The following is a 13,096-nucleotide window of genomic DNA, read 5'->3' on the forward strand; positions in this document are numbered from 1 at the left end:
TTGCGCGCTAAACAATCACCGGATCAACAATGGATATTTTCCCTGCGCAGTATTCTACACTTTCGTCAAAGGCTTTAAATAGGTTTATTTCAGAACGCTATGGGTTAGTTAGTACCGTTTGCCGATTGCTTATCCATAATGTGAGCGATACCTATTTGATTGAGAACAGCACAGATAAATACATCCTCAAAATATATCGCGACGCCCATCGTAAACTTGACGAGATAGCAGGCGAGGTTGAGTTGCTTACCATACTTACTGAAAGAGGTGCGAAAGTATCGTATCCTGTTGCCGATTTATCTGGTCACAAAATACAAGCCTTTAATGCGATAGAGGGCACCCGGCACGGTGTATTATTTACTTTTGCACAAGGCAGGGTTGTGAATGATATGAATGATGCGCAACTGACCATACTAGGACAAGAGATGGCAGCCATTCATAATATAACTTCAGATATTAACCTGAAAAACAATAGGATATCATTTAGTATTGAAAGTACAATTTCAGGTCCGTTGGAAACTATTAAACCTGCATTTAGCGACCTGCCGGATGAGTACGAATATTTAACTAGTACTGCCGAAAAGGTAATTGCGCGGCTTAATCAATTCGATTATAATAATTTTAGCTACGGCTATTGCCAGTACGATTTTTTGCCAAAGAACTTTCATTTCGACCGGAACAACCAAATTACCTTTTTCGATTTTGATTTTGCCGGCCAGGGCTACCTGGCTAATGATATAATGTCGTTTTATATTCACTACTTTTTAGAAGCCACTTATGGTAAAATGTCGCGCGGGGAAGCCGAACGCGCATTTGCTGTATTTGTTGAAAATTACCGTAAAGTAAGGCCGCTGCACAATGATGAGTTGAATGCGATACAATGTCTGGGCTTCGGCTTTTGGGTGTTTTACCTGGGCTTTCAATACGAGAACTTTGATGATTGGTCGAGCATCTTCTTCGGCCCTAAGTATTTAAAGGACAGGACGGCGCTTGTAAAGAAATGGATAGACTGGTTTGGCGGATTGTAGAACAAGCTGATGCTGCAAATTTTATTAACAAAAACGGCTAAAGCCCGGCAATTTGTATCGTGTAGTCATTATCTTTGCTTTATCTATCATCACAATATGAAAAGTACTGTTATTACTTTCCTATGCATTGCAATATTATTTATTACCAGCACCATAACAAAAGCGCAGGTAACAGCACCAAACGTTAAAATAACGGGCGAGGTTAGTACACCACTTGATATAAAACTATCTGATCTTCAGTTGTATAGCCAGGTCCAGGTAAAGTACAAAGATAAGGACGGTAACTACCATAATTATAGCGGAGTAGTTCTGGCTGATATCTTGCAAAAGGCAGGTGTTCCGCTCGGTAAAGAACTGCACGGAAAAAACCTCGCTAAATTTGTGGTAGCTGAAGGGAGCGACGGCTACCAGGCCGTTTTTGCGCTGGCTGAACTGGATAAAGGTTTTACCGACAGGCTGGTTATAATCGCTGTTACCATTGACAGTAAGCCGCTGTCACCGACTGAGGGGCCGTTTCGCATCATCGTGCAAGATGAGAAAAAACAGGCCAGATGTGTACGAATGGTAAGAACCATTAAAGTTGAGTCTGCAAAATAGTTTATAACAAATGAGTGCCAATTTTAAATTGAAGGTATGGCGCAACTTTTGCATATGTTTGCTATGCAACGTCATTAAGGTTTTATCGGGATGTTTCAGGTTCCCCTCTTGGAATGTCGTCTGAACCAAATGATGAACCAATTGGGCCTCGTTAAAGCTTAACGGTGCGGGACTGATGCTGAATACAGCATACGAGTTGGAGCACAGACAGCCGCGCCCTAACAATGACCGTATTGCCGCACATCAGGTACTTTTTTATATTTTGGCTGCCCCGCAGGCCGCTTTATATGCGGCATTTTATTGAAAATAGTGTTCAATTAAACAAGTCCGAAATTACACGTTACCACTGGAAAGCAATTCCCCTTAAAGACCCGGATGGGGCTGGTTCATGTTTCCACTAACCGTTGCCGAACGCCTGAATTTCCCCTGAAATTTCCGCCGGTTTTATTTTTTTTTTATTTTTTTTTGCCGTCTTACCCTCCCGTTTTTATACTTAAAAGCGTCATTTTTTTGCGACAAACAGGCACGCCCATTCCAAGCCGGAATAAATAAAAGTGCTATTCCATAAAACCGGATGCTATTGATGTTGCGTATTTCAACCAAATACATCAAATAACTAAAAAAGAATCATAATGAAAAAGACTAAACTAATTATCGCATCCGCAGCCGTAGCACTGGCATTAGGCGGAGGAATTTTATGGGCCTCGGACCACGCTGACGCGCCCAATGTAAAAGGTAAAAGCACCGACATTACTGACTTGTATGTTTTCCAGGGGGAAAATACAAACAACCTCGTATTTGTTGGAAATGTGCAGGGTTTATTAACACCCGCTGCCACGGGCGCTGCATCGTTTTCAGAAAACACGATGATTGAATTTAAAATTGACAACAGCGGCGATAATGTTGAAGACCTTGTAATTCAATGTGTTTACAAAGCCGGCAAAATGTACATTTACGGCCCGGTTAAACCAGCAAACACAGGCACATCAAGCACAGTTGTTGGTACTGCTTCGGTAGTTGTACCCGTTACCCCTTACGGTACTGCTGCTATTACCACTACTTCCACTACAGGCATCAAAGCATTTGCCGGCCCAAGGGATGACCCTTTCTTTTTTGACCTTGACCAATTCCACAAAATAACCGGCGGAACAGCATCAGGTTTCAACAACCCAGGCACCGATACATTTGCAGGTACCAACGTATTGAGCGTTGTTGTTGAAGTTCCAAAAAGCATGTTAAACAGCACCGGTAAATTAGGTGTATGGCTGCAAACAAAAACTAAATAATTTATCAACTAAGAAAGGAAATCAGAATCATGAAAAAGAATATAATATACTCGATAATAGGTATTTGTGCATTGACACTAACAATAAGCTCTTGCAGTAAAGATAAAAAGGTTACACCAACTCCGGGCGACCCTAACACAGGTGCGGTATTCTCAGTAGCAGGCGACCAGGTAGGCCGCCCCGGTATAGCAACAGTATTTGTTAGCGCCGCTGATAAAGATAATTTCAACACAACAGTTCCTTCGGCAATGGGTGCATTGTACCAGCCCAAGTTTCAAACGCAGCTACAAGCCTACAATGGCGGTGCTTATACCACAAACCTTTTAGGTTTATCAGCAGCAGCGTTTACAGGTGTATTGGCAACAGACGTGCTTGGCGTTTCAACAACTGGTAAAACAACCTACTACGATGGCACTAACGTGCTTACAGGAAGGGCATTGAATGACGATGTTATTGACGTAAGCTTAATATTAATATTTGGCGGACCTGATGCTACTAAAAACGCAGCATTGACTTCGGACCACGTAAATGCTAACGACAAGCCGTTTTTAACTTCGTTCCCGTACGAGGCGGCACCATGGTAAAAGTTTGAGTAATAATAGGTTTGGGTTTGCGAAGGCTGGGGATATCCCCGGCTTTTGTTATATAAAACACAGATTTAGGCAGATGAAGGTAATGAAACAGATGTGCCTAACAAATTAAAATAAAATCAGCTTCATCAGTTCAATCAGCTAACATCCGCGATAACTTTTTTATCACAGTTTTCATCAGCGTACATCCGTATATTAGCCCATCAAATAAATGGAACACAATACCCCACAAACCTCACACTACAGGCGCATAGCCGGTCTTTCGCTATTGTTTTTACTGTTAAGTCAGCCGCTTTGGGCACATGTGATAGTCGGCGAGCTAGAAAAAATGTCGAAAGGGGACGCGGCTTTGGTTTACCTGGGGTTGGGTTATAAGCATATTCTTCCTTTAGGTTTCGACCATATTCTTTTTATCCTGAGCCTGTTCCTGCTGTCTCCTAAACTAAAACCTGTGCTGTGGCAGGCAACTGCGTTTACAGTTGCACATTCAGTAACCCTTGGGTTGGCAATGTACCACGTAATTACGCCCCCGGCAAAAATTGTGGAGCCGGTTATAGCGCTATCCATTTTGTATGTGGCTTTAGAGAACATCTTTTCGCCAAAACTTAAGACCTCGCGAATTGGCGTAGTATTCCTGTTTGGCCTTGTACATGGGATGGGTTTTGCAGGCGCGCTGGGGCAATTGGGGCTTCCCAAGAACTCCTATCTTATCTCGCTGATAATGTTTAATGTAGGCGTGGAGCTGGGGCAGTTAACGGTGATACTAACCGCGTACTTTGTACTGGCACGCTACTTCGGCGATAAGCCTTACTACCGCAAATACATTGTAATCCCGCTATCAATTATGATCGCGATGGTTGCCACTTACTGGACGATTCAGCGCTTATTCTTCTAAATTCTTTTCCAGGTCTTTTTCGAGCGCGGGGCTAAGGTCATATTGGTTCTTTTTAGCTGCTTTAAAAAACTCACCGGCGTTGTAGCCTTTTCCGAGGCCTTTCATCATTTTGCCCATGTAATAAAGTTCCAACCCTTCCAGCGGCTGGCCAGACACATGCTGTTCAAAAACCTTATAGGCTTCATCGTGTTTGTTATCCTCAAACAGCGTATAAGCGTACCATGCCCAGGTTTGCGGCGTTGCCCGGTTGGTTAATTCATCTTTAGCCAATGCTTCGGCTTGCACAGGATTATTTAAAATACCTGTATAAATTTCGATGGTATATTTATTATACATCCGGCCGTAAACGGTATCAGTTGCTTTGGCAATAAAGTCAACAGCATATTTTTTCTCCAGTGTTTTATCGCCGCGTTGCTGGGCCATTTGGTATAGCTTATATAGCGGATCGGGCAGTTTGTTTTTTGTGAGTACAAATTTGAATAATTTTTCGGCCAGCGTATCGTTTTTATCGCCGACCAGAGCCACCCAGCCGAGGCCAAGAATGCTGTGAAAATCGGCACTGTTTAACTTAATGCATTGTTTGTAAAGATCGCCGGCCTTTTGCAGATCGCCGGCGTGTATATTAAGGTCGGCAGCATTTGAAAGGGCAATCCCCTCCAGGTATGGAGATTTTTCGGATAGCGAGGCTCCTTTTGTCATCGCACTTATTGCGCTATCGATGGTGCCGCTAAAATGGTCGTATTTAGAACGCCTAAAAAAATAGCTATAATCTTTATCGCGTTTCATGCGGTTTAAAAATATTCCCGCAGCATTATATCGCCCCAACTCGAAATTTACATCGAACGTTAACGTATTTAGGGTAAACTTATCAACCCCTAATTTTTGGGCTTTTTCAAACAATGAATCTGCTTTACTAAAATGGTGTTGCAGCATAGCTGTTGATGTTAAAGCCACAAACGGCCCTGCAAGCGTATTGTTATAAGTTTTGTTCACCGCGTTGTAAATGGAATCTGCGCGCTTAACATCGTTTATATCGCCAAAAAAATGGAAGCGGGAGATAAGCGCAGAGGCATATTTTGATTCATTAACCTGGCGCGGATTTTTTGGGTCGATACGGCTTTTCCAAAACTGTATGTCCTTATCATTGATCTCCGCAGCTTTCGATAGGGTGTAATTGCCTATCAGGCTGTCGGTATAGGCTTCACTAACAATTTTTGCGTTTTTATTTTTGCAGGATACAAACAGGGTGGCCAATAAAACAGCGCCAATAACATACTTCATATAAGGGGGATTTTTTGAATGGAATTACGTAAATATAGGTTTATTGGTTTGAACGGCTTTTTATAAATATTTAATATCGTTAATATCGGCTGAAATAAATCTGTAGCAAACCAATCTTCGTAATTCACCATAACCTTTAACTAATACCGGTACATTGTTTACAAACTTGCATAAATTACTTCATATAGATGAGTTCGAGAACCCATTGATATTTGCTGCGCATAAACGTGCCGTGCCGCTGCGAAGGGTATTGATGAAGGATGTTGCTTCGCTACTGCTGGTTGCTTATGTACTGCTGATATTAAATCCGGTGATGCCCATTATCGTTGATGCCGCAGCGCATACCTTTTGGGAGAAGCAGCACCTGCTAACCGTACACAATGTTAACGGTAAATACCACATGCATTTCGAGCTGTTAAAAAGCGACCGCCAGGCTGATAGCAAAGCCCCAGGTAATTTAAAAACCGGCAGCGAAGATTATATTCATACTGTTTTTAACGTCTCCTACAGCTTTGTTAACAAAAGCTACACTATAAAGCAGGCGTACCCGCCATTCTACTGTCTTGCTCATCCTCAGTTATTTAAGGATGTTGACTATCCACCGCCACGCGCTTAACCTACCATTTTACTTTTATCATTCCATTATTTTGATTTAAGCAAATACGCTTCGCTGGTTAGTGTGCGATAATATTTTTATGCATTCATTATTCCTTTTTTAGCAGTAATTATTGCTAAACACAGGTCTGTTTTATTATTGATGATTACATAAGTTATTTGTGTGTACGCACGCTAATCAGCCAGGCTATTTGGTCCTGTACTTCGCTTTAACTCCATTGTAAAGCAGGCTGACTATTGCCCGCTATGGACCTTTTGTATACTCCTTATTAGCAATTTAAAAATGAAACTACTTTTATATAAAACCTCAAAAAAACTGGTGATGCTTTTTGCATTGCTGTTTTTAACCGCCATGCTGTATGCCCAGCAGAAAGGCATCAGCGGGCGGGTAATCGACAGTGCAACCAATACGCCTGTTAACGGTGCCACTGTAATTTTAATACCAGCAAACAGGGCCACTCTTACCGACGAGATAGGCCGGTTTACCTTTAAAGATATATCAAACACAACAACCATAACTATAACCGCTGTAGGTTACGAAAAACGGGTTTTTAATATAGCAGATTTTAAAGATGGCCAAACCGTAAGCCTTAGCGAGCACCAAACCCAACTGGCAGATGTTGTGGTAAGGGCCGATGCCGGCAATCCGTATAAAGCCATCAGCGAAACCGACATCAGGATGCGGGGAATATCAAACTCGGAGGAAGTGCTGAGGATTGTACCAGGTCTGTTTATAGGCCAGCACCAGGGCGGGGGTAAGGCCGAGCAGATATTTTTGCGCGGTTTTGATGCAGACCACGGTACCGATATTTCATTGCATGTTGATGGTATCCCGGTTAGCATGGTATCGCACGCGCACGGACAGGGTTATGCCGACAGTCACTTTATTATCCCCGAAACTATCGAAAGCACCGAATTTAAAAAAGGCCCTTATGATGCTAAAAAAGGTGATTTGGTAACATCCGGTTTTGTTGATTTCCATACGGCAGATGCTATCAGCGGCAATACCATAAAACTGGAAGGCGGGCAGTTTAATACTTTCAGGGCGCTGGCCATGATTAATTTGTTGTATGACGGGGCAAAAGCGAAGGGGCAATCGTGGTATGCGGCGTCTGAATTCAGGTACAGCGACAGCTATTTTGATAATCCGCAGCATTTTAAACGATTTAACTTTTTTACAAAATATAAGGATAAATTATCAGAACATAACACACTTACACTGAGTGCATCAACATTATACACCACTTGGTTTGCCTCTGGCCAGATACCGGACCAGGCCATTGACCAGCATGTAGTTGGATTTTATGGGGCGCTCGACCCCCGGGAGGGTGGTGTTACATCGCGTACGAATGTAATCGCGCAGTTGCTGACAACCCTGCCGAATAATTCCATTATTAAAAACCAGGTTTATTATACACGTTATAAGTTTGATTTGCACACCAACTTTACCTTCTTTTTAGTAGACACTGTTAACGGCGATGAAATAAGGCAAAAAGAGGCCCGTAATTTATATGGATACAATGGCAGCTATATTCACGAAGGATACTGGGGCAATACAAAGGTAACCACGGATATAGGCCTTAATGTACGTTATGATGTCACCGACAGTTCGGAACTATCGCATACAAAGGACAGGTACACCTTGCTTAACCGCATTAAACTGGGTGATATTAATGAATTGAACGCGGGAGCTTACATAAGCGAAACATTCAGGTTTAACGAGAAATTTAGTATCAATGCAGGCCTGCGGTTCGACCAGTTTTTGTATCGCTACAACAATAAATTTGCCGGTGATACTACCTTACCTGGTGTCGGAATTTATAAGGCAAACAACAACATAGTTAGCCCGAAGCTAAATTTTTACTACCAGGTCGGTGATAAAACTGAACTTTACCTTTCGATGGGCAAAGGTTTCCACTCCAACGATGCCCGGGCAGTGGTAGCGGTAAACGGCCTGCAAACACTGCCGGCAGCCTTCGGTACAGATTTAGGGGTAGTGTTTAAACCCGCAGCCAACTTACTGATAAACGCCGCTGTTTGGTACATATACCTGCAAAAGGAATATGTTTACGGCGGCGACGGCGGCACGGTGGATTTTAGCGGCCGCACCCGGCGTTTGGGCTTCGATTTCTCTACAAGGTACCAACCCATCAAATCGTTGTTTTTTGATGTGGATTTAAACTATGCTCACGGGCGCTCAGTTGACGACCCAATCGGGAAAAATTATATCCCACTCGCGCCTGTGTTGAGCAGCACAGGCGGCGTAACTTACACCCACAAGAGCGGCATTAATGGCAGTTTACGTTATAGATATTTGTCTGACAGGCCTGCAAATGAAAATTACAGCCTGACCGCGCAAGGTTATTTTGTAAACGATTTAGTGTTAAACTATGCTCAGCCAAAATATGAAATTGGCGTAACCATTAACAATGTGTTTAACGTGCAGTGGAAGGAAACGCAGTTTGACACGATAACCCGCTTGCAACATGAAACTAACCCGGTTGATGGCATTGCATTTACACCGGGGACAAAGTTTGCGGCCGTTTTGCATGTAAGTTACTTTTTTAAGTAGCTGAAATCAAACGTACAAATGTAGTTGCTTTTGTCAACTATATTTGTACGTTTGTATAATGATAGACGAATATGTAGCCCGCATCAGGGCGTTCAACCGCTTTTATACCTCGATAATTGGCTTGCTGGATCAATATCTCGACAGCGAGTTTTCACTAACTGAAGTGCGTATTATGTTCGAACTGCACCATCATCCCGATGGAATGACTGCCAGTGACCTGATTGACTTGCTAAATCTCGACAAAGGTTATCTAAGCAGGCTGCTTCAAAACCTTGAAAAAAAGCGGCTCATCCTAAAAAAGCAGTCTGAGCGCGATGGAAGGGTATTTAAATTGCAGCTGTCGTCGAAAGGTAGCGATGATTTTTTGGGATTAAATAATGCTTCACAAGCCCAGGTAAAAGATATCCTGTCAAAATTTACCGAAGCAGATATTATGAATTTAACCGGCCATATGGAGGCCATCAGGAATATTTTTGATAATAGACCCCACAAATAACATGAATCACAAGATTGATCTAAATGACATTACTATCCGTACTTTCCTTCGGCCCGGCGATATTGGCTATGTAACTTGGATGCACGGAGCGTTATACTGTAAAGAGTACAATTTTTCAACCAGCTTTGAGGCTTATGTTGCGGCCGGTCTGTATGAATTTCATAAACATTACGATCCGGATATGGATAGGGTATGGATTGCAGAGCACCACGGCAGGATAGTTGGTTTTCTGCTTTTAATGCATCGTGAAAATAATGCGGCGCAGTTGCGTTTTTTTATTTTGGAACCCGAATATCGAGGTATAGGGCTCGGCAAAAAGCTAATCATATTGTTTACTGATTTTTTAAAGGAAAAAGGATATAAAACATGTTTCCTATGGACTACAGAAGAGCAAACAACCGCAGCCGCCATGTATAAAAAAATGGGGTTTGTTTTAACTAATGACGTGGAATCAATTGCATTCGGGAAAAAGCTGATGGAGCAGCGGTATGAGCGGCTATTGGGTTAGCTTTAAACCAAGTAACAACCCTCTCGCCAGGCTTAAGGAAGATGAAGGCAACGCAACTTTTATTACTGACGCCAGTTGGTTTATTCGTAACAGTTCACAATTCTCCGATCTTCAACGTGTATCATAACCGTACGCCCCATGTTACATAAGCGAACAGTTTTTACCTAAAGTTTAATACATAACAACTTGATATTTAATATATTAAAAGTTTGGTATGTTATTGATGCCTATGTGCCCGAATTACGGGATAGCTATAATTAATTTCAAATAGTTATTATAAATTAGCAACTCGATAATTTACCAAATAACTAATTCATTAATTAAAAACACATGTTATCACTTCAGCATATTTCAAAGTACTACCAAGCCGGCGGCAACAAGAATATTGTATTAAACGACATTAACCTTGAGGTTGAAGAAGGCGAATTTATTTCTATCATGGGCCCGTCGGGCTCGGGCAAATCAACATTGCTGAATGTTATCGGCATGCTTGATGAACCATCTGAAGGATTTCACTATTTCGTGGGCAATGCCGTTCATCAATTGAAAGACAAGCAACGGTCGGCCCTTTATAAACAATATATCGGCTTTGTATTCCAGGCTTACCATTTGATAGACGAACTTACCGTTTATGAAAACATCGAGACTCCGTTAATTTACCAGGACTTTAAGGGCACTGAGCGCAAAGCTATGGTTGCCGATATGCTCGACCGTTTCCAGATTGTAGGTAAAAAAGACCTCTTCCCCGCGCAGTTATCAGGTGGTCAGCAGCAGTTGGTGGGTATAGCCCGCGCGCTTATTGCAAGGCCAAAACTATTATTAGCCGATGAGCCTACCGGTAACCTGAACTCCAAACAAGGTGAGGAAATTATGGAATTATTCCGCAAGCTGAATAAGGAAGACGGAGTAACTATTATACAAGTAACACACTCAGAAAAAAACGCCGAATACGGCTCAAGAATAATTAACCTTTTAGACGGCAGAGTAGAATCGTCACATAAATTCTAAAATACCGGCAGTAAATATCATCATAATCATGTTTTTCAAAAAAATATCTTTAGTCCTTTTAATCTTATCAGCAGCAATATCTGTCAATGCCCAGCAGCAAACGCAGTTGGATAGTGTTTTAACGTTGCAGCAATGTGTTAATATTGCCATTATCAATAACCTTAGTGTAAAGAAAAGTGAAACCCAAATGCTGCGCGACAAGATTTCCTGGGATCAGGCGCGAGAATACTTGTTGCCAAATTTAAATGGACAGGCGGGGTATAATATTACTTACGGGCGGGGTACCAACACTTCAGGTGTGACAGTTAGTGCATCACAAAGTAAATTTGCACAGTTTTCTCTTAACAGTAATATTCTTTTATCTAACGGCCTAAGCGCGATAAATTCCATCAGGCAAAATTCATTGGCCTACCAGGCTGGAAAAATGGATTTCCAGGAGGTTAAGAACGAAACCACGTTGACTATAATTTCATTTTACTTTATAGTACTCAACAGCGAAGATCAATTAAGCCAGGCCAGGTTACAATTTGATGCTTCGAAAGTAAACCTTGACCGTGAAAAAAATTTAAATGATGCCGGTAGTATTGCGCCAGCCGAATACTATAATATTAAAGGGGTACACAGTACCGACCAGATAAACATTTACAACGCGCAAACAGCGGTGTTAACAGCCAAAATTAACTTGCTGGAAGCTATGAACGTAGCTTATAAAAAGGACATAAGATTGGAACGTTTGCAGGCTAATAATTCGCCCGGACTTTACCCATCAAACCCTGATGAAATATATTCGGCCGCGCTAAGCAGCTTAGCATTGGTTAAAGCGTCAGACCTTAGGGTAAAATCGGCTGAAAAAGAAGTTTCGGCTGCCAAAGGGAAGTATTACCCAACATTATCATTAGGTTACGGAACCTCTACCCAATACTCAAACTTACCTAACGGCAACGAACCGCCGGCAAGCTTTAGTTCGCAGTTTAAAGACAACAGGCTATACGGCCCAAGTCTTAATTTGCAGGTACCTTTCTTGAATTATTTTCAAAGCAGGAATAATGTAAGGCGCGCTAAACTTGATTTGCTTGATGCACAGAATAACAACAGCTCAACGCAAATTCAGCTAAAGCAACAGATAGAGCAGGCCCATGCAAACATGAACAACGCATACGACCGCTTGCAGATTCTCAATGATCAGGTTGTGACTTACCAGTCGCTTTACGATGCCCAGAAAACAAAATTTGACGCTGGTGTTATCACATCCGACATATTCATTATCGCTAAAAACAACCTTGACGCAGCTAATGTGAACCTAATTAACGCCCGGTACGACTATTTAATACGCACTAAAATATTAGATTACTACCAGGGGAAACTTAGCTTCTAAATTTTTATAATTCTTTTTGGATTAATAAAAATTGTTCTACATTTATCGCAGATTCTACCAAAATATCCGGTATACATTAAACTGATTAATGTATACCGGATATTGCTAATTTAAGGCCATTCCTGCACTATTTAAAATCAATCATTTTCTTTATAAACTCCTTATTAATCACTATGAAAAAACTAATTCTTACTTTAATAACAATTACAGCTGCGTTTACTTTTGCCTCGGCGCAGGTTATACCATCGTTCCAGTTAGGTATTAAGGGCGGTGTGAATTTTGCAAGCTTATCATCATCAGCAGGTTCAACATTCAGCACAGGTAACCGTGCTGGATATTTGGGCGGATTATGGGCGAGGGTTGGGGCCCTGGGCTTTAATTTCCAGCCCGAACTTTATGTAACCGGCAAAAATGTACAAATTACAGACAATGGCACCGAAGTAAAAGCAAAATTTACCAGCATTGACGTACCGCTTTTATTTGGGGGCAAAATTGGTGCTTTTGGTTTTGGCGGGCGTTTTTATACCGGCCCGCTGGTATCATTTGCTATCAACAAAAGCCAAAGCTTCGGTACAGCTATAGGCAACGCAACCTCGCTCGATTATAAAGATCAAAATTACGCGTGGGTATTTGGTGCGGGAATCGATATTAAAAACATATCGGTCGACTTACGTTACGAAGCAGGACTTAGTAAACAGACTTATGGCAGCTCACAAACCAAGGTTAGTTTGTTTAATTTAAGTTTAGCAATACCATTGCTTAAAATATAATAGTCAAAAATATTTGATGTAAGGCCCGCTTGAAAAAGCGGGCCTTTTTTGCTTAATCTCAAACTATCGATCGTG

13 protein-coding genes are annotated in these 13,096 nt (G+C 41.8%); 12 read left to right on the forward strand and 1 reads right to left on the reverse strand.

Going from position 1 to position 13,096, the window contains the following annotated elements; all coding sequences use genetic code 11:
- The first annotated feature begins 29 nt into the window (after positions 1-29).
- The 5 genes from Q0R52_RS16000 to Q0R52_RS16020 all read left to right on the forward strand — a co-directional run bounded on the left by Q0R52_RS16000 (position 30) and on the right by Q0R52_RS16020 (position 4,396).
- Entirely contained in the window at positions 30-1,028 is a 999-nt protein-coding gene (locus Q0R52_RS16000; protein WP_295796034.1) for a phosphotransferase, read from the forward strand.
- Between the two features lie 96 nt (positions 1,029-1,124).
- Positions 1,125-1,625 (forward strand): molybdopterin-dependent oxidoreductase, encoded by a 501-nt coding sequence (locus tag Q0R52_RS16005; RefSeq protein ID WP_295796037.1) that lies wholly within the window; start codon positions 1,125-1,127, stop codon positions 1,623-1,625.
- A 632-nt stretch (positions 1,626-2,257) separates the two neighbouring features.
- Positions 2,258-2,911: a DUF4331 family protein gene (locus tag Q0R52_RS16010; RefSeq protein WP_295796040.1), complete on the forward strand. Its 654-nt coding sequence runs from the start codon at positions 2,258-2,260 to the stop codon at positions 2,909-2,911.
- Positions 2,912-2,940: 29 nt separating this feature from the next.
- The gene (locus Q0R52_RS16015) at positions 2,941-3,495 is read left to right on the forward strand and encodes a DUF4331 family protein (protein WP_295796042.1); all 555 of its coding nucleotides are present in this window, start codon (positions 2,941-2,943) and stop codon (positions 3,493-3,495) included.
- A gap of 217 nt (positions 3,496-3,712) precedes the next feature.
- Positions 3,713-4,396: a HupE/UreJ family protein gene (locus Q0R52_RS16020; RefSeq protein ID WP_295796043.1), complete on the forward strand. Its 684-nt coding sequence runs from the start codon at positions 3,713-3,715 to the stop codon at positions 4,394-4,396.
- Here the strand turns inward: Q0R52_RS16020 and Q0R52_RS16025 are convergent.
- On the reverse strand, positions 4,385-5,677 hold the full coding sequence (locus Q0R52_RS16025; RefSeq protein ID WP_295796045.1) for a hypothetical protein: 1,293 nt from the start codon (positions 5,675-5,677) through the stop codon (positions 4,385-4,387). The two genes, Q0R52_RS16020 and Q0R52_RS16025, sit on opposite strands and share 12 nt — an antisense overlap.
- A 166-nt stretch (positions 5,678-5,843) precedes the next feature.
- On the opposite strand from Q0R52_RS16025, the gene Q0R52_RS16030 reads away from it, so the two are divergent.
- From Q0R52_RS16030 to Q0R52_RS16060, 7 genes are all read left to right on the forward strand, one after another.
- Positions 5,844-6,293, forward strand: a complete 450-nt coding sequence (locus Q0R52_RS16030; protein ID WP_295796047.1) for a hypothetical protein — start codon at positions 5,844-5,846, stop codon at positions 6,291-6,293.
- A gap of 282 nt (positions 6,294-6,575) precedes the next feature.
- Positions 6,576-8,864 carry a TonB-dependent receptor gene (locus tag Q0R52_RS16035; RefSeq protein WP_295796049.1) on the forward strand — a complete coding sequence of 763 codons (2,289 nt, stop codon included), beginning with the start codon at positions 6,576-6,578 and terminating at the stop codon, positions 8,862-8,864.
- Positions 8,865-8,922: 58 nt separating this feature from the next.
- Positions 8,923-9,360: a MarR family transcriptional regulator gene (locus Q0R52_RS16040; RefSeq protein WP_295796050.1), complete on the forward strand. Its 438-nt coding sequence runs from the start codon at positions 8,923-8,925 to the stop codon at positions 9,358-9,360.
- 1 nt (position 9,361) lies between these two features.
- Positions 9,362-9,868 (forward strand): GNAT family N-acetyltransferase, encoded by a 507-nt coding sequence (locus Q0R52_RS16045; RefSeq protein ID WP_295796052.1) that lies wholly within the window; start codon positions 9,362-9,364, stop codon positions 9,866-9,868.
- Between the two features lie 330 nt (positions 9,869-10,198).
- A complete protein-coding gene (locus Q0R52_RS16050) occupies positions 10,199-10,876 on the forward strand; it encodes an ABC transporter ATP-binding protein (protein ID WP_295796053.1) in 678 nt (225 codons plus the stop codon).
- A gap of 28 nt (positions 10,877-10,904) precedes the next feature.
- Positions 10,905-12,251: a TolC family protein gene (locus tag Q0R52_RS16055; RefSeq protein ID WP_295796054.1), complete on the forward strand. Its 1,347-nt coding sequence runs from the start codon at positions 10,905-10,907 to the stop codon at positions 12,249-12,251.
- 173 nt (positions 12,252-12,424) lie between these two features.
- The gene (locus Q0R52_RS16060) at positions 12,425-13,021 is read left to right on the forward strand and encodes a porin family protein (protein ID WP_295796056.1); all 597 of its coding nucleotides are present in this window, start codon (positions 12,425-12,427) and stop codon (positions 13,019-13,021) included.
- The last annotated feature ends 75 nt before the right edge of the window (positions 13,022-13,096 follow it).

The sequence above is a fragment of the Mucilaginibacter sp. genome (assembly GCF_025359345.1).
In the GTDB taxonomy this organism is placed as follows: Bacteria; Bacteroidota; Bacteroidia; order Sphingobacteriales; family Sphingobacteriaceae; genus Mucilaginibacter.

What these genes read in the sequence shown, in the direction of transcription:
- Q0R52_RS16000 (WP_295796034.1), top strand. Translation starts at nt 30, where the DNA reads ATGGATATTTTCCCTGCGCAGTATTCTACACTTTCGTCAAAGGCTTTA.
- Q0R52_RS16005 (WP_295796037.1), top strand. Translation starts at nt 1,125, where the DNA reads ATGAAAAGTACTGTTATTACTTTCCTATGCATTGCAATATTATTTATT.
- Q0R52_RS16010 (WP_295796040.1), top strand. Translation starts at nt 2,258, where the DNA reads ATGAAAAAGACTAAACTAATTATCGCATCCGCAGCCGTAGCACTGGCA.
- Q0R52_RS16015 (WP_295796042.1), top strand. Translation starts at nt 2,941, where the DNA reads ATGAAAAAGAATATAATATACTCGATAATAGGTATTTGTGCATTGACA.
- Q0R52_RS16020 (WP_295796043.1), top strand. Translation starts at nt 3,713, where the DNA reads ATGGAACACAATACCCCACAAACCTCACACTACAGGCGCATAGCCGGT.
- Q0R52_RS16025 (WP_295796045.1), bottom strand. Translation starts at nt 5,677, where the DNA reads ATGAAGTATGTTATTGGCGCTGTTTTATTGGCCACCCTGTTTGTATCC.
- Q0R52_RS16035 (WP_295796049.1), top strand. Translation starts at nt 6,576, where the DNA reads ATGAAACTACTTTTATATAAAACCTCAAAAAAACTGGTGATGCTTTTT.
- Q0R52_RS16040 (WP_295796050.1), top strand. Translation starts at nt 8,923, where the DNA reads ATGATAGACGAATATGTAGCCCGCATCAGGGCGTTCAACCGCTTTTAT.
- Q0R52_RS16045 (WP_295796052.1), top strand. Translation starts at nt 9,362, where the DNA reads ATGAATCACAAGATTGATCTAAATGACATTACTATCCGTACTTTCCTT.
- Q0R52_RS16050 (WP_295796053.1), top strand. Translation starts at nt 10,199, where the DNA reads ATGTTATCACTTCAGCATATTTCAAAGTACTACCAAGCCGGCGGCAAC.
- Q0R52_RS16055 (WP_295796054.1), top strand. Translation starts at nt 10,905, where the DNA reads ATGTTTTTCAAAAAAATATCTTTAGTCCTTTTAATCTTATCAGCAGCA.
- Q0R52_RS16060 (WP_295796056.1), top strand. Translation starts at nt 12,425, where the DNA reads ATGAAAAAACTAATTCTTACTTTAATAACAATTACAGCTGCGTTTACT.